The organism is Streptomyces sp. NBC_01217, from assembly GCF_035994185.1.
Taxonomy (GTDB): domain Bacteria; phylum Actinomycetota; class Actinomycetes; order Streptomycetales; family Streptomycetaceae; genus Streptomyces.
Genome location: NZ_CP108538.1, coordinates 3,728,123 through 3,752,769 on the forward strand (window position 1 = coordinate 3,728,123; position 24,647 = coordinate 3,752,769).

The 24,647-nt window shown below is 70.1% G+C and carries 22 protein-coding genes; 13 read left to right on the plus strand and 9 right to left on the minus strand.

What is annotated here, in order from left to right; translation table 11 throughout:
• The first annotated feature begins 45 nt into the window (after positions 1–45).
• A complete protein-coding gene (locus tag OG507_RS16335) occupies positions 46–633 on the plus strand; it encodes a 5-formyltetrahydrofolate cyclo-ligase (RefSeq protein WP_327367928.1) in 588 nt (195 codons plus the stop codon).
• On the opposite strand, the gene OG507_RS16340 is transcribed toward OG507_RS16335, so the two are convergent.
• Positions 623–3,373: a penicillin acylase family protein gene (locus tag OG507_RS16340; protein WP_327367929.1), complete on the minus strand. Its 2,751-nt coding sequence runs from the start codon at positions 3,371–3,373 to the stop codon at positions 623–625. The two genes, OG507_RS16335 and OG507_RS16340, sit on opposite strands and share 11 nt — an antisense overlap.
• Before the next feature lie 288 nt (positions 3,374–3,661).
• Between OG507_RS16340 and OG507_RS16345 the strand changes: the two genes are divergently transcribed.
• The 6 genes from OG507_RS16345 (at position 3,662) to OG507_RS16370 (ending at position 9,637) form a co-directional block, all read left to right on the plus strand.
• Positions 3,662–5,200 carry a potassium/proton antiporter gene (locus OG507_RS16345; protein ID WP_327367930.1) on the plus strand — a complete coding sequence of 513 codons (1,539 nt, stop codon included), beginning with the start codon at positions 3,662–3,664 and terminating at the stop codon, positions 5,198–5,200.
• Between the two features lie 352 nt (positions 5,201–5,552).
• A complete protein-coding gene (locus tag OG507_RS16350; RefSeq protein WP_327367931.1) occupies positions 5,553–6,836 on the plus strand; it encodes an MFS transporter in 1,284 nt (427 codons plus the stop codon).
• A 66-nt stretch (positions 6,837–6,902) separates the two neighbouring features.
• On the plus strand, positions 6,903–7,253 hold the full coding sequence (locus OG507_RS16355) for an FmdB family zinc ribbon protein (RefSeq protein WP_327367932.1): 351 nt from the start codon (positions 6,903–6,905) through the stop codon (positions 7,251–7,253).
• 81 nt (positions 7,254–7,334) lie between these two features.
• Positions 7,335–8,168 carry an S-methyl-5'-thioadenosine phosphorylase gene (locus OG507_RS16360; protein ID WP_327367933.1) on the plus strand — a complete coding sequence of 278 codons (834 nt, stop codon included), beginning with the start codon at positions 7,335–7,337 and terminating at the stop codon, positions 8,166–8,168.
• A gap of 284 nt (positions 8,169–8,452) precedes the next feature.
• Positions 8,453–9,016, plus strand: a complete 564-nt coding sequence (locus tag OG507_RS16365; protein ID WP_442810987.1) for a hypothetical protein — start codon at positions 8,453–8,455, stop codon at positions 9,014–9,016.
• Between the two features lie 123 nt (positions 9,017–9,139).
• A complete protein-coding gene (locus tag OG507_RS16370; RefSeq protein WP_327367934.1) occupies positions 9,140–9,637 on the plus strand; it encodes a large conductance mechanosensitive channel protein MscL in 498 nt (165 codons plus the stop codon).
• Between the two features lie 59 nt (positions 9,638–9,696).
• Here the strand turns inward: OG507_RS16370 and OG507_RS16375 are convergent, their stop codons facing one another.
• From OG507_RS16375 to OG507_RS16400, 6 genes are read right to left on the minus strand one after another with little or no spacing between them, the layout of a single operon-like run.
• Positions 9,697–9,906, minus strand: coding sequence for a hypothetical protein (locus OG507_RS16375; protein WP_327367935.1), 210 nt, complete (start codon positions 9,904–9,906; stop codon positions 9,697–9,699).
• A 21-nt stretch (positions 9,907–9,927) separates the two neighbouring features.
• The gene (locus OG507_RS16380) at positions 9,928–10,314 is read right to left on the minus strand and encodes a hypothetical protein (RefSeq protein ID WP_327367936.1); all 387 of its coding nucleotides are present in this window, start codon (positions 10,312–10,314) and stop codon (positions 9,928–9,930) included.
• On the minus strand, positions 10,311–11,087 hold the full coding sequence (locus OG507_RS16385) for a Rieske (2Fe-2S) protein (RefSeq protein WP_327367937.1): 777 nt from the start codon (positions 11,085–11,087) through the stop codon (positions 10,311–10,313). Before OG507_RS16385 ends, OG507_RS16380 begins: the two co-directional genes overlap by 4 nt.
• Positions 11,084–11,686: a 4Fe-4S dicluster domain-containing protein gene (locus tag OG507_RS16390; protein WP_114245025.1), complete on the minus strand. Its 603-nt coding sequence runs from the start codon at positions 11,684–11,686 to the stop codon at positions 11,084–11,086. The genes OG507_RS16385 and OG507_RS16390 overlap by 4 nt, the downstream gene beginning before the upstream one ends.
• Before the next feature lie 7 nt (positions 11,687–11,693).
• Positions 11,694–14,018, minus strand: coding sequence for a molybdopterin oxidoreductase family protein (locus OG507_RS16395; RefSeq protein ID WP_327367938.1), 2,325 nt, complete (start codon positions 14,016–14,018; stop codon positions 11,694–11,696).
• Positions 14,015–15,130: an MFS transporter gene (locus OG507_RS16400; RefSeq protein WP_327367939.1), complete on the minus strand. Its 1,116-nt coding sequence runs from the start codon at positions 15,128–15,130 to the stop codon at positions 14,015–14,017. The genes OG507_RS16395 and OG507_RS16400 overlap by 4 nt, the downstream gene beginning before the upstream one ends.
• A gap of 607 nt (positions 15,131–15,737) precedes the next feature.
• Here OG507_RS16400 and OG507_RS16405 point away from each other — a divergent pair.
• The 3 genes from OG507_RS16405 to OG507_RS16415 all read left to right on the plus strand — a co-directional run bounded on the left by OG507_RS16405 (position 15,738) and on the right by OG507_RS16415 (position 18,999).
• Complete coding sequence (locus OG507_RS16405) at positions 15,738–16,910, plus strand: low temperature requirement protein A (RefSeq protein WP_327367940.1); 1,173 nt, start codon at positions 15,738–15,740, stop codon at positions 16,908–16,910.
• Positions 16,911–16,990: 80 nt separating this feature from the next.
• A complete protein-coding gene (locus OG507_RS16410; RefSeq protein ID WP_327371998.1) occupies positions 16,991–18,049 on the plus strand; it encodes a P1 family peptidase in 1,059 nt (352 codons plus the stop codon).
• Positions 18,050–18,228: 179 nt separating this feature from the next.
• Positions 18,229–18,999, plus strand: coding sequence for a DUF6227 family protein (locus tag OG507_RS16415; RefSeq protein ID WP_327367941.1), 771 nt, complete (start codon positions 18,229–18,231; stop codon positions 18,997–18,999).
• Positions 19,000–19,103: 104 nt separating this feature from the next.
• Here OG507_RS16415 and OG507_RS16420 read toward each other — a convergent pair whose 3' ends face one another.
• A complete protein-coding gene (locus OG507_RS16420) occupies positions 19,104–20,651 on the minus strand; it encodes an MFS transporter (protein ID WP_327367942.1) in 1,548 nt (515 codons plus the stop codon).
• Positions 20,652–20,744: 93 nt separating this feature from the next.
• Here OG507_RS16420 and OG507_RS16425 point away from each other — a divergent pair, with 93 nt between their 5' ends.
• On the plus strand, positions 20,745–21,707 hold the full coding sequence (locus OG507_RS16425; protein ID WP_327367943.1) for a helix-turn-helix transcriptional regulator: 963 nt from the start codon (positions 20,745–20,747) through the stop codon (positions 21,705–21,707).
• A gap of 124 nt (positions 21,708–21,831) precedes the next feature.
• Here the strand turns inward: OG507_RS16425 and OG507_RS16430 are convergent, their stop codons facing one another.
• Positions 21,832–22,830 carry a sigma-70 family RNA polymerase sigma factor gene (locus tag OG507_RS16430; RefSeq protein WP_327367944.1) on the minus strand — a complete coding sequence of 333 codons (999 nt, stop codon included), beginning with the start codon at positions 22,828–22,830 and terminating at the stop codon, positions 21,832–21,834.
• A gap of 148 nt (positions 22,831–22,978) precedes the next feature.
• Between OG507_RS16430 and OG507_RS16435 the strand changes: the two genes are divergently transcribed.
• The gene (locus OG507_RS16435) at positions 22,979–23,518 is read left to right on the plus strand and encodes a GNAT family N-acetyltransferase (protein WP_327367945.1); all 540 of its coding nucleotides are present in this window, start codon (positions 22,979–22,981) and stop codon (positions 23,516–23,518) included.
• 72 nt (positions 23,519–23,590) lie between these two features.
• Positions 23,591–24,628 (plus strand): questin oxidase family protein, encoded by a 1,038-nt coding sequence (locus OG507_RS16440; protein WP_327367946.1) that lies wholly within the window; start codon positions 23,591–23,593, stop codon positions 24,626–24,628.
• The last annotated feature ends 19 nt before the right edge of the window (positions 24,629–24,647 follow it).

A 24,647-nucleotide genomic window follows, 5' to 3' on the forward strand; every position in this document is an offset into this window, starting at 1 on the left:
CTATATGCACATACGAGAGGCCCGGGGTGCCCGTTGAATAAGGACATGTCCGAAAAAGCATTGCTCAGACGTGAACTGCTGGCCGCCCGGCGCCTTCTGACCGGAAAAGACGTGGAAAACGCCGCGATGGTTCTGTGCCGGGGCGCATTGAGTCTTCCGGAACTGTCCGGGGCCCGTACCGTCGCCGCGTATGTCTCGGTGGGGAGCGAGCCGGGCACCCGCACGCTACTGGACGCGCTGTGCGCGCGGGGCGCAAGGGTGCTGCTTCCGGTGCTCCTTCCGGACAACGATCTGGACTGGGCGGCGTACGAGGGGGCGGACCGTCTGGTCCGGGCCGGCCGCGGGCTCCTGGAGCCGGACGGGGAGCGGCTCGGCCCCGACGCGGTCCTGGAGGCCGGCGCTGTCCTGCTGCCGGGCCTCGCGGTGGACGCGCGCGGGATGCGGCTCGGCCGCGGCGGCGGCAGTTACGACCGGGTGCTGGCCCGGCTCGCCGCGGCGGGGGCGCACCCGGCGCTGATCGTCCTGCTGTACGACGACGAGGTGGTCGCGCAGGTCCCCGAGGAACCGCACGACCACCCCGTGGACGTGGTGGTGACACCGGCCATGACCCGCCGGACGGGCCCTAGGGCTTGAGGGTCAGGGTGTCGGTCGTCGAGTGGGCGACGGCGTTCGTCCCGAAGGACCAGTCGAGCAGTTCACCGTCGACCCATTTCTCGGTCTGATCGGTGTAGTGCGCGCTGAACGCGTGCCCGGAGGCGCCGGTGAGGTTGATCCAGCGGGACTTGTCCCAGTCCCCCACGTTGACGACCATCCGCATCGACGGCACCCAGACGACCTCGTAGCCGCCCGCCGCGTTCCAGCCGGTGGCGTTCACCGCGGCCTCGCCGCCGCCGAGGTTCCACGGGCCGCGGTTGAGGACCCGCTGGAGCAGATCGGGGCCCTCGGTGCCGAGAGTCTGGTTCTTCAGGGTCAGCTGGTGCAGCCGGCCCCAGCTCCAGGTGGTGATGTCCTTGCCGAGCTCGGCGGTCAGCTCCCAGCGGGCGTCCTCCATGGCTCGGGCGAAGAGCTGGTCCCGGTTCTGGGTCGCCTCGTCACGGCCGCGCTCCGGCGACTTCCACCAGTCGCTGTCCGAGTCGTCCATCAGCTTGTCGACCACCTGGTACCAGCGGTCGCCGCCGTCCGGCTGCGCCGTGTCCGCGTCGCGCCTGCCGCACTCGCGCACCAGCTTGCCCTGCTCGTCGACCGGGCCCGAGGTGTCGGCCCTGGGCACGTAGAGGCACTCGCCCTTGACCCTCAGCTCCTTGGGCAGCTTGTCGCCGAAGGCCAGCTTGAGGATGTTGCGCCAGACCGCGTTGAAGTACGCGGCGGCGGCCGAGTCGGGCTCCTGCGTGTAGTCCCAGCCCTCCAGGAGCTTCTGTGCCTCGCGGACGCTCTTGTCCGAGATGTTGATCTTCATCAGCTCGGGCACCAGCAGCGCGGCGATCTCGCTGCTGTTGTCCATCTGCATCTTCTGCATGTCCTCGGTCGAGATCTTCCCGCCGCCCTTGATCTTCGACTTGATGAGGTCGTTGATCCGCTGGCTGCGGGTGCCGTAGCCCCAGTCCTTGGTGAGCATGGGGGCGTACGTGTTCTCGTCGATGACGGCCTGGTTGGCGGTGACGATGTAGCCGCGCTTCGGGTCGTACTCGTAGGGCAGCTCGTCGAACGGGACCGGCTCCTTCTTCCAGCCGTACGCCGAGGACCAGCCGGGGCTGGGCATCGTGCCGTCGCCCTGGAGACGGACCGGGATCTTCCCCGGCGCCTGGTAGCCAATGTGGCCCTTGGTGTCGGCGTAGATGAGGTTCTGCGAGGGAACCTCGAAGTGTGCGGCCGCCTTGCGGAAGGACGGGAAGTCCTTGGCCCGGTTGAGCTCGAAGACGGCGTCCATGGAGTGGCCGGGTGCCAGCGCGGTCCACTTCAGGGCGACCGCGTAACCGTCGGCCCGGTCCGGAGCCGCGTTGGTGACGGGGGCCTTCTGGCCGACCCTCTCCAGTTCGCTGCTGCGGTCGGAGACCAGCGGACCGTTGTTGGTCTCGCGGACAGTGATCTTCCGGCTCTTGCCGCCCGCGACCTTGATGGTCTCCTCACGGGCGGTGAAGGGCTTGACCTTGCCGTCGTACAGATAGCCGTCGCCCGAGACCTTCTCCAGGAAGAGGTCGGTGACGTCGGCGCCGAGGTTGGTGAAGCCCCAGGCGATGTCCTGGTTGTGGCCGATTATCACGCCGGGCATGCCGGAGAAGGTGTAGCCGGCGGTGTCGTACCGGCACTTCGCCGTGATCTCGCGGCAGTGCAGCCCCATCTGGTACCAGAGCGAGGGCAGCTGCGGCGCCAGGTGCGGGTCGTTGGCGAGCAGCGGCTTGCCGGTCGTCGTGTAGTCGCCGGAGACCACCCAGGAGTTGGACCCGATGCCGTTGCCGTTCGGGCCGAGCAGTGCCGGGATCTGGTCCAGGGTGTCGGAGAGCGAGGAGAGCTGGGTGTTCAGGCCCTCCGTCGCGCCCGCCATGGTGTTCGAGCCGATGCTGTCGGACGGTGTCGCCTCCGGGTCGAACTTCCCGGTGACCGGGGAGATCGCGCCCTCGCTGACGATCGGCTCGTGCGTCTTGTACGGATAGGCCGGGTAGAGATCCTTGATCTGCTTCGAGTCGAGCCTGCTGGTCATCAGCGAGCGGTCGATCTCCTCCTGCATGTTGCCGCGCAGGTCCCAGGCCATGGCTTTGAGCCAGGCGACCGAGTCGACCGGGGTCCACTCGGCCGGCTTGTAGTCGTTGGTGAGGCCGAGGGCGGCGTACTCGACGGAGATGTCCTTGCCGTCGCGCCCCTTGAGATAGGCGTTCACGCCGTCCGCGTACGCCTGGAGGTTCTTCTTGGTGTCCGCGGACAGGACGTCGTCGTACTCCTCCTGCGCGATCCTGTGCCAGCCGAGCGTGCGCAGGAAGGAGTCCGTCTCGACCTGTCCGGAGCCGAACATCTCGGAGAGCCGTCCCGCCGTCATGTGACGGCGGACGTCCATCTCCCAGAAGCGGTCCTGCGCCTGTACGAATCCCTGGGCGCGGAAGAGGTCGGTGTCGGAGTCCGCGTACAGCTGCGGGATCCCGTAGCTGTCGCGCCGGACGTCGACGCTGCCGTCGAGGCCGTCGAGTTTGATGGAGCCGGTCGTCTGCGGGTACGAGGCCCGCACGGTTGATACGGACCAGAACGCGCCGTATCCGATACCCGCGACAAGCGCCAGCACCAGAACGATCACGATCAGGCGGGCGCGTCGCCCCTTCTTCCTGCCGGTCTTCCCACCGGCGGAACCCGTGGTGCCGGAAGAGGCGGTTGTGTTGGCGGGCATCGCTGTCCTTCGAGGGGCAGGTGGTCCAGGGAGTGCAGGAGCAACCATAGGCGCAGCGCCCGGGCGGCTCTGACGCGGCATCGGCATGGTTCGCATTGCATGGCGATCGTACGAATGGTCGACCGCGTCAAGAAAACGTTAAAGATTAGGTAAGGTAACGAAGTACCGGCCGTCAACGGCCGATGCCGAGAATCGACTCGGCAGACGTACGCAGGGAAGGAACGGCCACTGACTGTCCACGCGCTCAACGAACTCCTGCTCGTCTGCTCACTCGTCCTGCTCGTCGCCGTGGCGGCGGTACGCATCTCGTCCCGCAGCGGGCTCCCCAGCCTGCTCCTGTACCTCGGCATCGGGATCGCCATAGGGCAGGACGGCATCTTCGACGTCAAGTTCGACAACGCGGAACTGACCCAGGTGTTCGGCTATGCCGCACTTGTCGTGATCCTCGCCGAGGGCGGCCTGGGCACGAAGTGGAAAGAGATCAAACCCGCGCTGCCGGCTGCCGCGATGCTCTCGATCGTCGGTGTCGCGGTGAGCGTCGGCGTCACCGCGGCCGGGGCGCACTACCTGGTCGGCCTGGACTGGCGGCAGTCGCTGATCATCGGCGCGGTCGTCTCGTCGACGGACGCCGCCGCGGTCTTCTCGGTGCTGCGCAAGGTGCCGCTGCCCGCCCGGGTCACCGGCGTACTGGAGGCCGAGTCCGGATTCAACGACGCACCCGTCGTGATCCTGGTGGTGGCCTTCTCGACCAGGGGGCCGGTGGAGAGCTGGTACGTACTGGTCGGCGAGATAGCCCTGGAGCTCGCGATCGGTGCGGCCATCGGTCTCGCCGTCGGCTGGCTCGGCGCGTTCGGACTGCGTCATGTGGCACTGCCCGCGTCCGGTCTGTATCCGATCGCCGTGATGGCGATCGCGGTGTCCGCGTACGCGGCGGGCGCCATGGCCCACGGCAGCGGCTTCCTCGCCGTCTATCTGGCCGCGATGATCCTCGGCAACGCCAAACTGCCGCACTGGCCCGCCACCCGCGGCTTCGCCGACGGGCTCGGCTGGCTGGCCCAGATCGGCATGTTCGTGCTGCTCGGACTCCTGGTCACTCCGCACGATCTGCTCGACGACTTCTGGCCCGCGGTCATCGTGGGACTGGTGCTGACCGTGGTGGCACGCCCGCTGGAGGTCTTCATCTCGCTGGCGCCGTTCCGGCTGCCCTGGCAGGAGAAGGCGCTGATGTCCTGGGCGGGGCTGCGCGGCGCCGTGCCCATCATCCTGGCGACCATTCCGATGGTGTCCGGAATCGAGGGCTCCACCCGGGTCTTCAACATCGTCTTCGTGCTCGTCGTCGTCTACACCCTCATCCAGGGACCGACCCTGCCCTGGGTGGCAAGGGCCCTGAAGATCGCCGACGACCCGGCCGAGGCCGCCGACCTGGGCATCGAGTCGGCGCCGCTGGAGAGGCTGCGCGGCCATCTGCTGTCGGTGGCGATCCCCGGGAAGTCGAAGATGCACGGCGTGGAGATCGGGGAGCTGCGACTGCCCGCCGGGGCCGCGGTCACCCTGGTCGTACGGGACGGGAAGAGCTTCGTACCGGCGCCGTCGACCGTGCTGCGGCGCGGCGACGAGCTGCTGGTGATCACCACCGACCCGGTGCGCGACGCGGCGGAGGAACGGCTGCGCGCGGTTGGCGAGGGCGGCAAGCTCGCGGGCTGGCTGGGCAAGAGCGGCAGCGGCGGCGAGAACCTCGCCAGGCCCCATATGGCACATGATGTGGCACACGCGCTGAAGTCCGCGAAGAAGCTGGGGAAGGCCGAAGGGCCGAAGGCACACTCCTGAGAGCCGGCGAACCGGGCGTCGCGTGCTGACGATCCGAGGCGGGGGCGGTGTCCCTGCGCACAATCAGAGGTGCGCAGGGAAACCTGCCTGTATCATCAAGGAAACCTGACCGACCCCCGTCGAGGGGCCGGCCGATCTGATCGACCAACCCGAACGACCAACTCTGCCTGATGCAGAGCTGGCGCGACCGTATGGCGGTCGTGGCGTCCTCCGCCTCTGCTGAGCGCCCGGCATCTACCGCAGTTCCGCGCGAAGAGGACAGCTCTCGGCAGCACCCGCACGAGCCCGCACCCATCCGTGCCGGCCCGGACCCGCGGGAGCTCGGCCACCAGGCGGCAGAAAGGCATGGACCGTGGCATCCACGGTCTCCGACCGCCCCGGTTACGGGCAGTTGCTGCGCACCCCCGGTGCGTGGACGTTTCTCCTGCCGGGCTTCGCCGCACGGCAGCCCTTCGCGATGCTGACGATCGGCATCGTGCTCCTGGTTCAGCACACCACCGGCTCCTACGGCAGCGCGGGCTCCGTCGCCGCCGTGACCGGTGTCTCCATGGCCCTGTTCGCACCGCAGACCGGCAAGCTCGCCGACCGATTCGGACAGCGCGCCGTGCTGCTGCCCGGTGTCCTGGTGCACGCGGCGTCCGTATCGGCCCTCACGGCGCTTGCGCTGGCGGGCGCGCCCCTGTGGGCCCTGTTCGCGGCGGCCGTGCCGACCGGTGCGTCCGTTCCGCAGATCGGGCCGATGGTACGGGCCCGCTGGGCGGCCGTGCTGGGCGCGGCACCGGGCCGCAAGGCCTCACCACTGATGTCCACCGCGGCAGCCTTCGAATCGGTGACGGACGAGTTCACCTTCGTCATCGGCCCGGTGCTCGCCACCGCGCTGTGCACCGGGGTGCACCCGGCGGCCGGCCTGATCACGGAGGCCGGGCTGACCCTGGTCGGCGGGCTGCTCTTCGCCGCACGGCGAAGCACCCAGCCCGCGGTGCGCGGCGCCGCGTCCGGCACCTCCCAGCGGCATGTGTCCGCCCTGTCCGTACCGGGTGTACGGGTGCTCGCGGTGGCCTTCCTGGGGATCGGCGCGGTCTTCGGCGGCATGCAGGTCTCGCTGACCGCCTTCGCCGACGAGATCGGCCGGCCGGGGGCGAACGGCCTGCTGTACGGGGTCTTCGCGGCCGGCAACATGCTGGCCGGGATCACCTGCGGCGCCATCGCCTGGAAGAGCGGGCCGCGGCGGCGGCTGATCGTCGGGTACGCGGCGCTGACCCTGACCGCGTCCGGACTGTGGGCGGTGCACTCCGTACCCCTGCTGGCCGGGCTCGGACTGCTGGTCGGTCTCTCCATCGCGCCGGCCCTGATCAGCGGCTACACGCTGGTCGAGGCGCTGGTGCCGGGGTCCGCGCGGACCGAGGCGTTCACCTGGCTGACGGGCTCGGTCGCCCTCGGCCAGGCGGCCGCGGTGACGGTCGCGGGGCGGCTCGCCGACGCCCACGGCGCGAGCACCGGATTCGTCGTACCGCTGGTGGGGACCGTACTGGCGCTGGTCACCCTGGTGGCACTGCGTTCCAGGCTCGTGCCGACCGCTCCGGGACGGACCGTGGCACGTGGTATCGGTCACCGGGAGCCGGTCACGGTGGACTGATCCAGCGGAATACGTCAGTATGGAGCGTCGTTAGCACTCATTGAGTCAGAGTGCCAGGAGGAGCAAGTGCCGACCTATCAGTATCAGTGCACCGAATGTGGCGAGGGCCTTGAGGCGGTGCAGAAGTTCACCGATGATGCCCTGACCGTGTGCCCGAACTGCGATGGACGCCTGAAGAAGGTGTTCTCGGCGGTCGGCATTGTCTTCAAGGGTTCCGGTTTCTACCGGAACGACAGCCGCGGCTCCTCATCGAGCAGCGCGCCGGCGTCGTCCTCGGCGAAGACGTCCGGTTCCGCTTCGTCCGATTCATCGTCGTCGACGGGGTCCGGCACGAAGTCGTCCGCCTCCTCCTCGTCCACCGCGTCCTCTTCTTCGTCCGCCTCGTCGTCGACGAGCGGTACGTCTTCGGCCGCCTAGCCGAACCGCACCTCCTTGAGGACCCCGCCGATCCGTTCGGGCGGGGTCCTCGGCGTTTTTCGGCGCCGCTACTGTGATCGCATGGCGAACGCAGAGATCGGTGTCATCGGCGGATCAGGCTTGTACTCCTTCCTGGAGGACGTCACGGAGGTGCGTGTGGACACTCCGTACGGACAGCCGAGCGACTCCCTCTTCCTCGGCGAGGTCGGCGGCCGCCGGGTCGCCTTCCTGCCCCGCCACGGACGCGGTCACCATCTGCCGCCGCACCGCATCAACTACCGGGCCAATCTGTGGGCACTGCGCTCCGTCGGCGTACGTCAGGTGCTCGGCCCGTGCGCGGTGGGCGGCCTGCGCCCGGAGTACGGGCCGGGCACGCTGCTCGTTCCCGACCAGCTGGTGGACCGCACCAAGGCCCGGACGCAGACGTACTACGACGGAGAGACCCGGGCCGACGGCGCCGAGCCGAACGTGCTGCATCTGGGCTTCGCCGATCCGTACTGCCCCGACGGGCGCAGGGCCGCGCTGGCGGCGGCTCGCGCGAAGAGCTGGGAGCCGGTGGACGGCGGAACGCTGGTGGTCGTCGAGGGACCGCGCTTCTCGACCCGGGCGGAATCGCGCTGGCATGCGGCGATGGGCTGGTCGGTGGTCGGGATGACCGGGCACCCGGAGGCGGTTCTCGCGCGCGAACTGGGCCTCTGCTACACGACGATGACCCTGGTGACGGACCTCGACGCGGGCGCGGAGGCCGGGGAGGGCGTCTCGCACGGAGAGGTGCTGAAGGTGTTCGCGGCCAATGTGGACCGGCTGCGCGCGGTGCTCTTCGACGTGGTGACGGCGCTGCCTGCGGAGGCGGACCGGGACTGCCCGTGCTCGCATGCGCTGGACGGGCTGGAGACGGGGATCGAGCTTCCGTAGCGGGTGGGTTGGGTGATGGTTGGCGGCGTGGGTGGGTGACGATTGGCGGCGTGGGTGGGTGACGATTGGCGGCGTGGGTGGGTGACGATTGGCGGCGTGGGTGGGTGACGGTTACGGCGTGGGTGGGTGACGGTTACGGCGTGCGTGGGTGACGGTTACGGCGTGCGTGGGTGACGGAGATATCCACAATGCCGGGGCCGTCCACAGGCCTCGGCGGGAATCTCGCGGACGGTGGATCGTGAGGGGTGTTCGTCCGAAACTCCTCACGGCAGGTGGTGTTGGCCATGTTCCCGTCGTCTCAGTCATCCAGCGAGGTACGTCCGACGGTGCCGGGGCCTCCGGCACCGGCACCCCCGCCCTGCGGCGTGCCCGCGTTCGAGCCGCTGCGGGTGCGCGGAGGCGGTGGCCACCGGCTGCGGCGGGCGGTGTGGCGACAGCGCCGCGCCATGGCCGCCGGGCTGGCCCTGACGGCTGCGACGCTGGCCGCGACAGGGCTGGGCGGGGGTGGCGACGCGGCGCATGGTGCGGGGGCCGGGGGTACGGCCGGGGCGGCGCCGGAGCGGGTGCGGCGGCCGGTTCCCCTGGTGTCCGCGCCGGTACGGATCGCGGATGCGGGGACGGTGCGGCTGTTACGGCCGGGTGACCGTGTCGACGTGATCGCCGCCGAGGGGGCCGGGGCCGATGCCAGGGTGCTGGCGAAGGGCGCGCGGGTGGCGGATGTGCCGCGGGCCGGCACCGAAGGGCTCGCGGAGGACGGCGCGCTGATCGTGCTGTCCGTTCCCCGGGGCACGGCCGCCGCGCTGGCCGGTGCGGGCATCTCGGCCAGGCTGGCGGTGACCCTGTGCTGATTCGTACTGATGAGCTGTCAAGTCACCTACCCAAAGGCGCAGATGGGGTGGTTTCATCGCCTACTGCCGTAAGTTGCGGAGGAGTTTGCTCCGCTTATGGCACATGCGCAGAAAGACTCATCCGTGAGCGAGAAGAAGGTCAGCCTGCTGCAGGGGTTCAAAGCCTTCCTGCTGCGCGGCAATGTGATCGACCTGGCGGTCGCCGTCGTCATCGGCGCCGCGTTCACACAGATCGTGAACGCGATCGTCAAGGGCGTCATCAACCCGCTGGTCGGCGCGTTCGGCACCAAGGACCTGGAGAGCTACAGCTCGTGCTTCAAGGGGCCCTGCGTCACGGACCCGAAGACGGGCGAGGCTACCGAGGGCATCCGGATCCTGTGGGGCTCGGTGCTCAGCGCCACTCTCAGCTTTGTGATCACGGCGGCCGTCGTCTACTTCCTGATGGTGCTGCCCATGGCCAAGTACCTCGCCAGGCGGGCGGCCATGCAGGCCGCGAAGGAGGGCGTGCAGGAGACGCTGGAGGTCAGCGAGCTGGAGGTGCTGAAGGAGATCCGCGACGCCCTGGTCCCCCAGCGCGGCGCCCCCGGGGGCGAGACCCCCGGCCGGGGTCCGGGGCAGTAGCGGGACGCGCTTCGGGAGGACCGGCAGCGGCGTCGTCGGACCAGCGTCCGAGCGGGGGCTCAGATGTGGTGGGGCGGCTTCTCGTCGAGGAAGCGCGCCAGATCGGCGGCGCTGCCACCGGCCGGGGCCCGCTCGCCCCACCCTCGGTCCGTATCGTCCGCGGACTGCTGGTCCAGCGGATCGTCGAAGATCAGAGCCGGTTTCGGTTTCGTCTGTGCCGGCTGGGGCGGCTTCGAATCGCGCGGGCCGGGGGCGGGGGCGGTGCTCATACCTCAAGAGTACGGCGATGGTCAGCGGTCCTTCGGATCGAGCAGCCACAGCCCGAGGACGACGAGGAACGACAGACAGAGGAAGCCCGCACCCCACCAGGCCGTACCGGTGTTGCCCTCCATCCACGCGTCGACGACGGTGATCAGGCCCCAGAGCTGTCCGATGACGACGGTCATCGCCAGGGCCAGCCGGGCCGTCAGTTTCGAGGTGCGCTCGGGTTCCTGGTCGGTGCCCGCGCCCGGGCCGGGACCGGTGTGGCGGACCCGGGGGTCGCCGTAGCCGCTGGTGGAGCGGATCTGCGGATAACGGTCGCGGACGGGGCGGTTGAGCTCGGGGTGGGCGCTGCCCGGGTGATAGGCCGGGTAGTCGGTGGACTCCTGGTCACGGGGCTGCCGGGCGTCGGTCATGTCCGCCTCCCCGGAGTCTCGTCCTCAGCGGCCGGGATACGGGACACACCGCCCCGCGAACCTGCCGCACCGGACGCCTTGGCTGTCCCGGACGGCTCGGCTGCTCCGGACGGCTTGGCTGTCCCCGACGGCTCGGCTGCGCCGGGGGCCTCCGCGCCTGCGCCTTTGACCGCGGGGCAGCCGATGCGGGACGCGAGGTCCGGGCGGTCGGTGCTGAGCTGGCGGCACAGGCCGTGTTCGATGCTCTCGCCGGAGCGGGTCGTGCCGACCGCCCAGACGCTGCCGTCGGCCTGTTCGGTGAGCACCACCTTGGGCAGTGCGCGGGGCGGCGGCCCGGCGGTGACCTCGCCGGTGCGGGCGTCGAAGACGCCCTCGTGGCAGGGACAGTACAGCTCGCCCTCGGATCCGCGGTCCTTGCGCCAGAGCACCGCGCAGGCGAGATGGGTGCAGATCGCGGAGTAGCCGACGAGTGTGCCGTCGTCGAGGCGGACGGCGACCGCACGGTCCTCTTCGTCCGGGTAGCGGAAGGCGATGGACTCACCGGGAAGGAGCTGTGGAGTGATCTTCTTCGGCGCGGGTGTCCTGGCGTCGTCGGGGTCGCCGTGGCGTGGAAGGATTCCGCCGGCCACGCCGAGGCCGCCGGCGGCGAGTCCGCCCGAGACGGTCGTGACGATCCGGAGGTAGTCGCGCCGGGTGGTGAGGGAGTCGGCGGCGATCCGGTCGTGCAGGGCCTCGCGCGGGTCCCCGGCGGGCTGCCGGCCGGTGATGCTCATCGGCGGACGTCCTTCCCGTTGATCTCGACCACGGGAAGACCACCGGGCACCGGCCACTGGACCTTGTCGGCGGGGACGACCATGGCGACGCCGGTGCGGACCTCGCTCCGGCCGAAGACGAAGGTGTCGGCCACCTGGACGCCGGGGCGCTCGGCCTGGAGCTCCTCGACGGTCCCGTAGAACAGGGCTCCCGTCGGGCAGACGGTCGCGCACATGGGGGCGAGGCCGTAGGCGGTGCGGTCGTAGCAGAGGTTGCATTTCATCTGCAGCTTCGCCTGCAGGTCGATCTTCGGGACTCCGAAGGGGCAGGCGTTGACGCAGTTGGCGCAGCCGATGCAGCGGGTGGTGTCGGCCTGCTGCACCACGCCGTCGGCGGTCACCAGGATCGCATCGGCGGGGCAGACCTCGGCGCACGGGGCGACCGGGTCCTCGCAGTGCATGCAGACCGTGGGAAGGGAGGCGACGGACTGGCCCTCGTCGGTGTAGTCGAGGTGGATCATCGACTTGCCGCGGTGCGAGTCGCACTCGCGGCAGGCGGAGACACAGGCCTGGCAGCCGATGCAACGCCCGGGATCGATGAAGATCGTTCTGCCCATCATGCGGTGATCAGCCCCTCTCCGAGGTGCCGCGGCCCTGGGGGGAGGTGGGCGGCAGCGGGTCGGTGCGGGAGACCTGGGCCTGCGGGTAGGCGACATGGCCGGGGGCGACAGGGGGTGCGGGGACCTCGTCGATCGTCCGGGCGTGCTCGATGCGGCAGGCGCACACCTTGTACTCGGGGATCTTGGAGCGGGGGTCGAGGGCGTCGATGGTCAGGGCGTTGACCGCGGTGGGGACGGGCCAGTGGTACGGGATGAAGACGGTGTCGGGGCGGATCGCCTCGGTGACCAGGGCGGGGAAGACCTCGCTGCCGCGCCGGGTGACGACGCGGACCGGTTCGCCGTTGCGGAAGCCGTGGGAGGGATGGAGCTCGGCCCAGGGGCGCGGGGTCTGTTCGACGAGGGCGCCCAGGCGGCGGGTCTGGTTGCCGGAGAGGAAGTGGGCGACGGTGCGTCCTGTGGTGAGCGACATGGGGTGCTCGTCGTCGTACGGATCCATCGGCGGATGCCACTCGACGACCTGGAGGTGGATCCTGCCGTCGGGGTGGTAGGTCTTCCCGTCCTCGAAGAGCCGGGGGGTGCCGGGGTGGTCGGTGGAGGGGCACGGCCAGGCGATGCCGCCCGTCTCCTCCAGACGTTCGTAGGTGATGCCGTAGTAGTCGTTGACGGTGCCGGCGGAGGCGGTCCGCAGTTCGTCGAAGACCTCGCGGGAGTCGGCGAAGGCGAATTTGTCGCCCGAGCCGAGCCGCCTGGCGAGTTCGCACATCACCCAGGTGTCGGTCCGTACGCCGGGGGGCGGGTCCTGGGCCTTGTTGTGCTTGACCACCCGGGCCTCGGCGTTGGCCATCACCCCTTCGTCCTCGGCCCAGGTGGTGACGGGGAAGACGACATGTGCGTTGGCAGCGGTCTCGGAAAGGAAGAAGTCGAATTGGGCATGGAACTCTGTGGCGTCGTACCCCTCCTTGACCACTTTGTAGTTGGGCAGGGAGACAAAGGGGTTGTTGCAGATGCCGATCAGTCCGCGGATCTCGCGGCGCTGCATCTGCCAGACCATTTCCATCATCGAGGTTCCCGCCCGCGGGAGTTCGGACTCCTCGATGCCCCAGATCTCGCAGATCTGCCTGCGGTGCTCCTCGTTCATGATCGAGCGGCCTCCGGGGAGGAGGTCGGCCTTCTGGCCGTGTTCGCGGCCGCCCTGCCCGTTGCCCTGGCCGGTGATGGTGCCGTATCCGGCGCCGGGCTTGCCGATGTGGCCGGTGGCGGTACAGAGGTTGATCACGCTGAGGCAGTTCTCGACGCCCTGCGAGTGGTGCTCGATGCCGCGGGCGTGCCAGGCCATGGCCTTGGGGGCACGGGCGAAGGCACGGGCGACCTGGACGATCTGCTCGGCGGGGATGCCGCAGATCTCGGCGGCCCGGGCCGGCGGGTACTCGGCAGCCTTGGCCTTCACCTCCTCCCAGCCGGTGGCGTGGGCGGCGAGATAGGCCTCGTCGGTCAGGCCCTCCTCGATGACGACGTTCAGTACGGAGTTGAAGAAGGCCGAGTCGGTGCCGGGCTTGAGTGCGACATGGATGTCGGCGGTGCGGGCGATCGCGGTCTGCCGCGGGTCCACGACGATCAGGATCGCGCCGCGGTCCCGGGCTCCCCATACGTACTGGGTCATCACGGGGAAGCACTCGCCGACGTTGGAGCCCGCGATCAGCAGGCAGTCGGTGAGCAGAATGTCGGAGAAGGGGTTGCCGGCCCGGTCGATACCGAAGGCGAGTTTGTTGGCGCCCGCGGCGCTGACCATGCAGAGTCGGCCGTTGTAGTCGACATGCCGGGACTTGAGGGCGACCCGGGCGAATTTGCCGACCAGATAGGTCTTTTCGGAGAAGAGGCTGGCGCCGCCGAGGAGCCCGAAGGCGTCGTTCCCGTGGGTCTGCTGGATGCGCTTGATCTCGGCGACGGTGAAGTCGAGCGCCTCGTCCCAGGAGACCTCGTGGAAGTCCTCGTCGCGGGAGCGGCGCAGGAGCGGGGCGGTGAGCCGGTCGGGGTGGTTGACCTGCTGATACGCGTTGATGCCCTTGGGGCACAGCCGCATCCGGTTGATGTCGTGGTTGCGGGGTTCGACGCCGAAGACCTTGCCTCCCCGGTCGACGCGCAGATACATCCCGCACTGGACCCCGCAGAAGCAGCAGTGGGTGGGGACGAGCGTCTCGCCCTCCTGGTCGGCGTGCCAGCGGTCGGCGGGGATACCGCCCGCGTCCCGGAAGGCCCGGGTGCCGGGCGGCGCGAGGGAGGGGTCGAGAGGGACGTCCGTACCGGGTTCGGCCGCTCGCGGGTCCGGGGTCACTTGAAGCCCTTCTTCACCTGGGAGAGATAGGCGCTGCCGCGCAGCACCCGCTTGCAGCGCGGGCAGTACTCGGCCCACCCGTCGAAGTCGAGGCTGAGATCGCGCATGGTGCCCCGGAGGTTCTCGACGTACGGCCCGGTGTCGATGGGCTCCTCGCAGCGGCGGCAGCCGAAGACCTCCTGGTCCTGCCGGGCGGTGTATTTGAACAGCTGCATGCCGACCGCGGCCGGGCGCTGGACGATGTGGAAGAACTTCCCGAACGGGATGTAGATGAGGGTGAAGACCACCGACACCATGTGGAGGATCGCGAGGAATTCGTAGCCGCCGCCTTGCAGGAAGATCGAAGAGAAGGTGAGCAGCAGACCGGTCACGGAGATGACGATCAGGGCGATCAGCGGCACCAGGTCGTAGGCGAAGCGCTGGCCGGTGATGGCGCCGCGGTCCTTCATCCGCCGCCAGAGGAAGTAGGAGGCGCCGGGGATGACGAGCACGGCGGCGATGTCCAGGCCGTGGAACATCAGCCAGCCCAGGATGTCCAGGGAGTCGAAGCCGATGACCTTGAAGCCCCAGATGCGCATCTCGTAGCCGGGGCCCGAACCGGAACCGGAGGTGAAGGTGAACCAGCCCCAGGTCAGCGGGAAGGTGATCAGGGCGGCGAGGATGCAGCCCCAGAAGATCAGCTGGTGGGCGACCCAGCGGGGGTAGGAGCGGGCGCCGAGGAATCTCTGGAAGCCCAGATAGGTGGCGATCATCCTGGGCAGGGCGGTGGGGGCCTTGCGGAAGTTGGCCAGGGAGAAGAAGCTCCCCCACCCCTGCTTGAACAGGCGCCGGGCGCCGGGAGCGGAGACCCAGACCGTGTAGCGGTAGGCGACGCCGAAGGCGAGGAAGACGGTGGCGACGGCGTACGGGAGGAGGGCGGAGTCGAAGTTCTCCAGCAGCCGGCTGCCGAACACCATCGCGAGGATCAGCAGGGCGGAGACGATGACACCGGCCGCGGTCGCGCGGGCGGTGACGGACCGGGGCGCGGCGGCCCGGGGGCCAGCGGAGCCGGTGGTGCGTGCACCGGGGGTGGGGTGCGCGGCCGCGGCAGAGGCGTCTGGTGGCTCGGTCACCCCGTCACCGTAGGGCTGTATGGGGCGCTTGGTCCTGATTTGCGGCTCAGCGGGGTGAGTCGTACGCCCGACCGGCTCGCAGCGTCTCAGACGGCTCGGCAGGAGGATCAGGAGGATCAGGAGGATCAGGGCGAGCCGTGGAAGGTGCGGTCGATGACGTCGAGCTGCTGTTCGCGGGCCGGCCGCACGAAGTTGACCGCCCAAGGAGCCGTCGCCCTCGTACGGGGTGCAGTTCCGCTGGAGGAAGTCACGGACGTCGATCGCGTCGCGCCACGGCCCGTCCCTGAAGACCTCTCAGCCCCGGTGTCCGTCGCCGCCTCTTCCGAAGCAGCCGTCATGGCCCGCACCTTCCGATATCGTCCGTGCGTCTCTCGCAGCTCCGTCCATTGCACTCCCGTTCTCCACCGCTCGGAGCCCGCAATGGTCCCTGTCGAAGGCCCAAGGTCCCGTCAGATATCGGGTTCGGTCCGGCTCGGCCGCGCCGACCTGCGAGTTCTCGGGGGACTTTGGACCCCTGCCCATTTGTGAATGTGTTCATAAGAATCCCGACCCGCGTCGGGGGCGCGTCCCCCGAACGCCGAAGACCCCGTCTGGTGTGCTGATCCACATGCCTGGAATGACTGCCCGCAGCCGCGCCGAGAAACATCGTGCGGCGACCCCGCTGGAACTCTTCTTCGATCTCTGCTTCGTCGTCGCCGTGGCCCAGGCGGGCGGGAGGCTGCTGCATGCCGTCGCCGAGGGCCACGCCGCCACCGGAGTCGTCAGTTACGCGGCTGTCTTCTTCGCGATCTGGTGGGCCTGGGTCAACTTCACCTGGTTCGCCTCGGCGTACGACACCGACGACCCGCTGTACCGCGTGGTCACGTTCGTCCAGATCACCGGTGTGCTGATCTTCGCCGCCGGGGTGCCGCGCGCCTTCGACGCGGGCGACTGGACGCTCGGCGTCATCGGCTATGTCGTGATGCGGCTCGCCCTGACCAGCCAGTGGCTGCGCGCCGCGTACTGCACCCGGGGCAGCGAGCGGCGCGTCGCGCTGCGGTACGCCGTCGGGATCACCGTGGTGCAGCTGGGCTGGATCGCCATGCTGCTGACCGACGACAGGGGCAGCGCACGTGCCGTCGTCTTCGTCGTGCTCGCGCTCGCGGAGATGTCCGTTCCGGCGATCGCCGAGCGCGACCGCGCGACGAGCTGGCATCCGCGCCACATCGGCGAGCGGTACGGCCTGTTCACGATCATCGTGCTGGGCGAGACGATCGCGGCGGCCACGGTCGCGGTCCAGGAGGCGGTGGATGAGCACGAGGCGTTGGGTGAACTGCTGCCGATCGCCGCGGGTGGGCTGCTGATCGTCTTCTCCGCCTGGTGGATCTACTTCGCCGTGCCGATCCATGACTACCTCCGCGGCAGCAGGGAAGCGTTCGTCTGGGGGTACGGGCACTTCCTGATCTTCGGCTCCGCGGCCGCGATCGGCGCGGGCATCGAGGTCGCGGTGGAGGAGGCCGTGGGCAAGGCCCATGTCTCGGACACAGTGGCCGCCGCCGCGGTGACCGTGCCCTCCGCGCTCTTCCTGCTGACGGTGTGGGCGCTGCACGCCCGCCACTTCAAACGCGATCTCGCGGAGCAACTGTCCCTTCCCGTGGCCGCGCTGGCCATCCTGGCCTGTACGTTCGCCGGGGGCGGGTGGGCGGTGCTCGCGGCGGGCCTGGTGGCGGCCGCGACGGTGACCGTGGGGGTGCTGTTGTCCCGGCGGCCCGCGGTGGACCCGGTGAGGAGCTCGCAGTGACGCAAGAGTCGCGGAAGCCGGCAGGCTCCGCCGGGCAGCGCGCGTCGGCCGCGCAGTCCGGGCCCCTCGACGCGTCGGCCATACCGTCCGGGCCGCTGGACGCGTTGACCGATGTCGCCGGGCTGCGGGTCGGTCACGCGCAGGTGGCGGGCGCGGGTGCGCTGAGCGGCACCACCGTCGTCCTCGCTCCCGAGGGTGGTGCCATCGCCGCCGTCGACGTACGCGGCGGCGGCCCCGGCACCCGCGAGACGGACGCGCTCGATCCGCGCAATCTGGTGCAGCGCATCGATGCCGTCGTCCTTACGGGCGGCAGCGCGTACGGACTTGACGCGGCGTCCGGTGTGATGGCCTGGCTGGAGGAGCAGGGGCGCGGGGTGCGGGTCGGCCCCGATCCGGCGCAGGTGGTGCCCGTGGTTCCGGCCGCATGCATCTTCGACCTGGGGCGGGGCGGTGACTGGCGGGCCCGTCCGGATGCCTCGACCGGTCGCGCGGCGGTGGAGGACGCGGCGGGTACGGAGCCGGGCGCCCCGGTCGCCGAGGGAGGCGTCGGCGCCGGTACGGGCGCGGTCGCCGGGCAGCTCAAGGGCGGGGTGGGCACGGCGAGCGTGCGGCTGGCGTCCGGGATCACGGTGGGCGCGCTCGTCGTGGTGAACGCGGCAGGTTCGGTCCTCGATCCGCGTACCGGAGTGCTGTACGGGGAGTACGGCGCCGCCGAACCGCCGGTGCACCCCGCGCCCGAGGTCCACCGCGCGGCGCAGCAGCGTCTGGCCGAGGCGCGTCAGGAGTCCGCACGGCCCCCGCTCAACACCACGCTCGCGGTCGTCGCCACGGACGCCGGCCTGACCCGCGCCCAGGCGCAGAAGCTCGCGGGTACGGCCCACGACGGACTGGCGCGCGCCGTCCGCCCCGTACATCTGCTGACCGACGGGGACACCGTTTTCGCGTTGGCCACCGGTGACCGGCCGATGGATCCGCAGAACCCGATCGCGCTCAACGATCTGCTGGCGGCCGGCGCGGACGCCCTGACCCGGGCCATCGTGAAGGCCGTCCGGGCAGCTCAGAGCGTCGACGGCGGACCGGGCGGCGGCAACTACCCCTCGTACAGCGATCTCTACGGCGCCCGCCCGCACCTCTCATGACCGTAACCGCACGGCCGTCCGAATCTCGACTCGCCTGCCGGTCAAGGAAGTTCGGACGAACCCCCAGGAACCATCCATGTGCGTCATACGTTTTCCAGAACCCCGGTCACGATGTCGGACCCAGGGACTACGTTAAGCACGCACCACGTAACACGCGGCGACGGCCTGGAGACAGCACCTTGAGCGATCCGTACGAGACAACCGAGCAGCACCTCGAGCGACTCCTGCGACGGGCACTCAACTCTTTCGACCTGCCCGACAGCACGGTCGAGAGACTCGGTACCGCGCTCGCCCACAGCAGTTCCCTGCACTCCTCGCACCACAGCTCCGTACTCCACCGCGAGACCTACCGGCACACCTACCTGCTGTCCGACGGCACCCCCTTCACCCTGTGGGAGCTGGTGCACGGCGGCCCGCGGGGCGCGACGGACCCGCGGACCGGGACGGGGCCCGACCTGCGGCACCACGAGCTGTACAACGACGAGGCCGATGTCCGCATCGCCGCCGCCCGGCTGACCGGCGGCGTCAGTGAGGTCCCGGTGTTCGGGGACGACGGATCGCAGGGCGATCTGGAGATCCTCACGGTCCTGTTGACGGCTCCCCCGGCCCCGATGCCCCGGACCTACGCCCCTGACAACTCCGCCGACCACGCCCGCCGCGTCCTGCGCCGCGCGGAGAACGGCGACAGCCCCGGCGAGGAGACCGCCCGGCTGCTGCGCGCCGCCTTCGCCCACCACATCACCCAGGTCTTCGGCCGACAGTGCCGGGTGGACGGACGGGACGCCGGATTCACGCTGTACGAGCACGCCTTCCTGCTGCTCGACGGCAGCGAGACGAGCCTGTGGGAGGTCGAGCACACGGCCACGCCGGACGGCCGGCACATGTGCGAGGTGTACGGCGACGAGGACTCCGCCCGCGGGGCCATGGAGAGCCGTACGCGCATCTGCTGACCGGGCGGGGCCGGGGCCCGCGCCCGCGCCCGCACACACGAAGGTGCCCGCACCCCAAGGGGCGCGGGCACCTTCGCACTTCAGAACGTCAGCACTTCAGAACGTCACGGCGTCAGCGCGGGCTCCTTGCCGAGTTCGGGCTCGTCCACGGCGTCCGCCCCCTCGCCGCTGCCCTCCACGTGCTGCCGCGGCTGCGCGGGCAGCGCGAACATCACCAGGAAGATCACCGCGAGCACCCCCGCCACCCACCACAGCGAGTTCTGGAACGCCTCCGCGAACGCCGGGCCCACCTGCTGGGGCGTCAGCCGGTCCCCGATCGAGCCGAAGAAGACGACCGCGACCAGTCCGAGCCCGAGCGCATTGCCCATCTGCTGCACGGTGTTGATCAGGCCGGAGGCCGAGCCGGAGTGCTCCTTCGGCACCTCGGACAGCACCACGTCCGTCAGCGGGGCCACGATCAGCCCCATGCCGAGGCCCATGAGCACCAGCGGCGGCACCATCTGCCAGGACGTGATGCCCATGCCGTACCGGTCGGACTCCCAGATGTAGAGCAGCAGGCCGACGACCATCAGCAGCGCGCCCGCCTGAAGGACCTTGCGGCCGAAGCGGGGCACCAGCTTCTGTACGGAGATACCCGCGGCGAACGAGACGGCGATCGAGAACGGGACGCCGGTCAGGCCGGCCCGCAGCGCGCTCCAGCCGAGGCCCATCTGCATGTACAGCGTCCAGACCAGGAAGAAGATGCCGAGGCCGATGCCGAAGGTCAGCTGCACGGCGATGCCCGCCGCGAAGCTCTTGACCCGGAACAGCGACAGCTCGATCAGCGGCGAACCGTCCTTGCGCGCCTTCGCCCGCTCGAACAGCACCAGGACCAGGAGGACCAGCAGGCTGCCCGCCATCGACAGGTGGCCCCACAGCGGCCAGTCCAGCTCGCGCCCACGGGTCAGCGGGTAGATCAGCATCAGCAGCCCCAGCGTCACCAGCGCGACGCCGACCAGGTCGAGCCGGAGCGCCTTCGGGGCCTTGGACTCGGTGATGAACCTGGCTCCCAGGATCAGGCCCGCGATGCCGACCGGGAGGTTGATCAGGAAGATCGGGCGCCATTCGAGACCGGCGATGTTCCACTCGGTGAGCAGCGCGCCCAGCAGCGGTCCGGAGACGGCACCGAGACCGACTATCGCGCCGAAGAGGCCGAAGACCTTGCCACGCTCGTGCGCCGGGAAGGTGGCGTGCACGATCGACAGCACCTGCGGAACCATCAGCGCGGCGGTGCCGCCCTGGAGGATGCGGGAGGCGACCAGCATCTCCGGGTTCGCGGCGAAGCCGCAGAGCGCGGAGGCCAGCGTGAAGCCGCCGATGCCGATGAGGAAGAGCCGCTTGCGGCCGTAGATGTCGCCCAGCCGGCCGCCCGTGATCAGACCGGCGGCGAAGGCCAGGGCATACCCGGCGGTGATCCACTGGATCGAGCTGAACGAGGCACCGGTGTCGCTCTTGATGCTCGGTATGGCGATGTTGACGATCGTGACGTCGACCAGGTCCATGAAGGCCGCGGTCATCACGATGGCGAGCGCGAACCAGCGTCGCCGGTCCGACGGGTCCGAGGACACCGTGGGCCCGGATGCCGTGGACGGCAGAGATGTGGAAGAAGTCATGGAAGGAAGCTAAACGGCCATTAGGTCAGATCATGACCCAATGGGGGCGCACCCTGGTGAGATGACGGACACCCCGGCAAGGAGGCCGAGCCCATGACCGACACCCCGGCACGGCTGCTGAATCTGCTGTCGCTCCTCCAGACGCCCCGCGAGTGGCCCGGCAGCGAACTCGCCGAACGGCTCAGTGTCAGCCCGCGCACGATCCGCCGCGACATCGACCGGCTCCGCGAGCTCGGCTATCCGGTGGAGGCCTCGCGCGGATCGGTCGGCGGCTACCGCCTCGTCGCGGGCGCGGCGATGCCGCCTCTGCTCCTCGACGACGAGGAGGCGGTGGCCATCGCGGTGGGCCTGCGGGCGGGCGCGGGGCATGCCATCGAGGGCGTCGACGAGGCCTCCGTGCGGGCTCTGGCGAAGCTGGAGCAGGTGCTGCCGTCGCGGCTGCGGCACCGGGTCTCGACGCTGCAGAACGCCACGATGCCGCTGACCCGCGGCGACGGCTCGACGATCGATCCGCACACGCTGACAGTGATGGCCGCGGCGGTCACCGGCCGGGAGCGGCTGCGGTTCGCCTACCGCGCGGGGGACGGCGCCGAGACGAAGCGGCAGGCCGAGCCGTACCGGCTGGTGAGCACGGGGTGGCGCTGGTATCTCGTCGCATACGACCTGGAGCGCGAGGACTGGCGTACGTTCCGGGTCGACCGGGTCAGCGAGCCGTTGGCGACCGGGGTCCGGTTCACGCCGCGCGAGCTTCCGACGGGTGACGCGGCGGCGTTCCTCGGCCGCTCCATCGCCCGGCGGCAGCCGGAGCTGGCGGTCGATGTGAGCTTCGCGGCGCCGGCGGACTATGTGTCCGCGCGGCTGCCGGCCTCGTTCCGGCCGTTGGAGCGGACCGGCGAGAACGGCTGCCGGCTGCGGGCGGTGCTGGCGGACTCGCTGGAGTGGGTGGCGCTCCGGCTGGCGCTGGTGGACTGCGAGTTCACCGCGCACGAGCCGCCGCAGCTGGTGGAGTACCTGGGCGATCTGGGGGCCCGGCTGACCCGCGCGACGGCCCACTGAGAGCGCAGCACGCAGCACGCAGCACGCAGAAAAGAATGAGCCCCGGCGCCAGGGGGGGTGGGCGCCGGGACTCAGCTCAGGGGTCGCACGAAGCGACCTATTTCGGAGGATACTGGACGAGGGCTCACGCCGCAGCGTCAAAACCCGTGTCGTGGGCCATTCGCTTCAGTTCGAGCAGCGCGTGCTTCTCGATCTGGCGAATCCGCTCACGGGTCAGCCCGTGCTGCTTGCCCACCTCGGTGAGGGTCCGCTCACGGCCGTCCTCGATGCCGTACCGCATGCGGATGATCGACGCGGTGCGGTTGTCGAGCTTGCCGATCAGGTCCTCCAGCTCCTCGCTGCGCAGCAGCGTCATCACCGACTGCTCGGGCGACACCGCGGAGGTGTCCTCCAGCAGATCGCCGAACTGCGTGTCGCCCTCGTCGTCCACGGACATGTTGAGACTGACCGGGTCACGGGCCCAGTCCAGGACGTCGCCCACGCGCTGCGGCGTGGTGTCCAGCTCGGCGGCTATCTCCGCGTGCTCCGGCTCGCGCCCGTGCTCGCGGTTGAATTCGCGCTGCACCCTGCGGATCCGGCCGAGCTCCTCCACCAGGTGGACGGGGAGCCGGATCGTACGGGACTGGTCGGCTATGGATCGGGTGATGGCCTGACGGATCCACCACGTCGCATACGTGGAGAACTTGAAGCCCTTGGCGTAGTCGAACTTCTCGACCGCGCGCACCAAGCCGGCGTTGCCCTCCTGGATCAGGTCGAGCAGGGGCAGCCCTGCCCGCGGATAGCGCCGGGCGACGGCAACGACGAGTCGGAGGTTGGAACGGATGAATATGTCCTTGGCGCGCTCGCCCTCGGCGACCAGCGCCTCCAGCTCTTCTCGCGTCGCTCCACCGGCTTCGCTCTCCACCGCGCCGTCGAGTATCTGTCGCGCGTAAACACCCGCCTCGATGGTCTGCGACAGCTCGACCTCCTTTGCGGCATCGAGCAGTGGCGTACGCGCGATCTCGTCCAGGTACATGCCGACCAGGTCGCGATCGGCGATCTCCCCGCCCGAGGCGCGAACGCTGCTTGCCCGGTTGGTCCCGCCGGAGGCGGACGAACGACGGGCGACGGCACGGGTTGCCATGCGTGCTCCCTTGCTGAGTAGGTCGCGACACCCTTCCCGGGTGCCCTGCATCCGATGGAAACAACGACTGGAATCCGGACAGAATTCCCATGCCTGGCATTGATTTCGCGATCATGCAGTACCCTGTTCGGCCGCGAAGGGAGTGCACATGCCGAGCACCCAGACAGAAGTGCAGGTCAGGCCGGGCGTCGAAGATGATTTGGTGGCGCTCACGGACATCTACAACCATTACGTGCGTGAGACCGCGCTCACCTTCGATACGGCTCCCTTCTCACTCGAACAGCGGCTGCCGTGGCTTCGTTCCCATCCTGAAGACGGCCCGCACCGTCTTCTGGTTGCTCAGGATGTCCGCATTGTCGGCCCGGCCTCGGTTCTGGGATATGCCACCAGCAGCGCTTTCCGCCCCAAGGCGGCGTACGCGACCTCGGTCGAGGTGAGCGTGTACTGCGCCCCGTCGGCCACCGGCCGCGGCATCGGCACGCTCCTGTACTCGTCCCTGTTCGAGGCGCTGGCGGGCGAGGACGTGCACCGCGCGTACGCGGGCATCACCCAGCCCAACGACGCCTCGGTCCGGCTGCACGAGCGCTTCGGTTTCCGCCATGTCGGTACGTACGCCGAGGTGGGCCGGAAGTTCGGCACGTACTGGGACGTGGCCTGGTACGAGAGGCCGCTGGGACCACAGTCCTAGGGCCCGGCCCCGCCGCGTCCTAGGTCCACGGCCCGTTACGCACCCCGGGCGCCGCGCCTAGCGTGCCTCCGTATGGACGACACGACGAAAGAGGCCGCCCCCGACACCACGGGCACGCTCGACGAGGCACTGGAGCGCCTCCACACCGCGGGCCCCGAACGGAACGGCTGGCTGAGCAATCACGGCCCGATGGCCGTAGAGGCGCTGGTCCGGCACGGTCAGGCACCGGCCGTCCACCGATGGCTCGACCACTACAGCCACAAGCTGGAGGACATGCCGGCCACCGCGTCCCGGGTGACCGCGGAGAACTGGCGCGAGGCCCTGGGCGACCCGCGCCGGATCGCGGACTGGACGGCGCACTTCGAGCGGGAGACGGCCGAGCGCCCCTGGCGGGACGTGCTGACCGAGTGGTGGCCGCGGCTGCTGCCCGGCATCGCGGCGGGCGCCACCCACCCCGTGATCCGGGTCGGCCACTCCGTGCGCACCCTGCTCGCCGGTGAGGCGAGCGCGCCCCGGATCGCCGAGCTCGCCCACGGCCTCGGCTACTGGGCCGCCCGCCACCAGCCACTGCGCGCCCTGGCCCCGCTCCCGCCCGCGCCGAGCGCCGCGGCCGCGCTGGACGCCGTACCGCCGGTGCCCGAGCAGAGCGGCGGCATCCGGGACCGGTTGGCGCAGCTCACCGCGTTCCCCGTGTGGCCGCAGCGGTTCACCGACGACCCGGACGAGGCACGGGCCGGGCTGGAGGAGCTGGTGCGGGCCGCGACCCACCGCTATGCCACGCACGGCCACGGCGAACCGATCATGCTGGTGCACGCCGCGACCGCGCCCAATGCCGTGCTGCGTACGCTGCCCGCGCTCCCCCGCGCCCTGTGGGTGGCGAGCCTGCACGCCGCCTGGGCGGCGAGCGCGGCGGTCACCGCCGCGTACAGTCCGGCCGGGCTGGCCCCGTACACACCGGCGTCCGCGTCCGCCGGGGAGCTCTTCGCCCGGGCGGCGGCGCACGGCGACGATCACACCATCAAGTTCACCGACACCGCGCTGGACGTCGGCGATACGACGGCCCTCGCCGCCGCTCTCCGCTCGATCGAGCTGAACCCGCCGGTCCTGTGACAGCCGGCCCATGCACCCG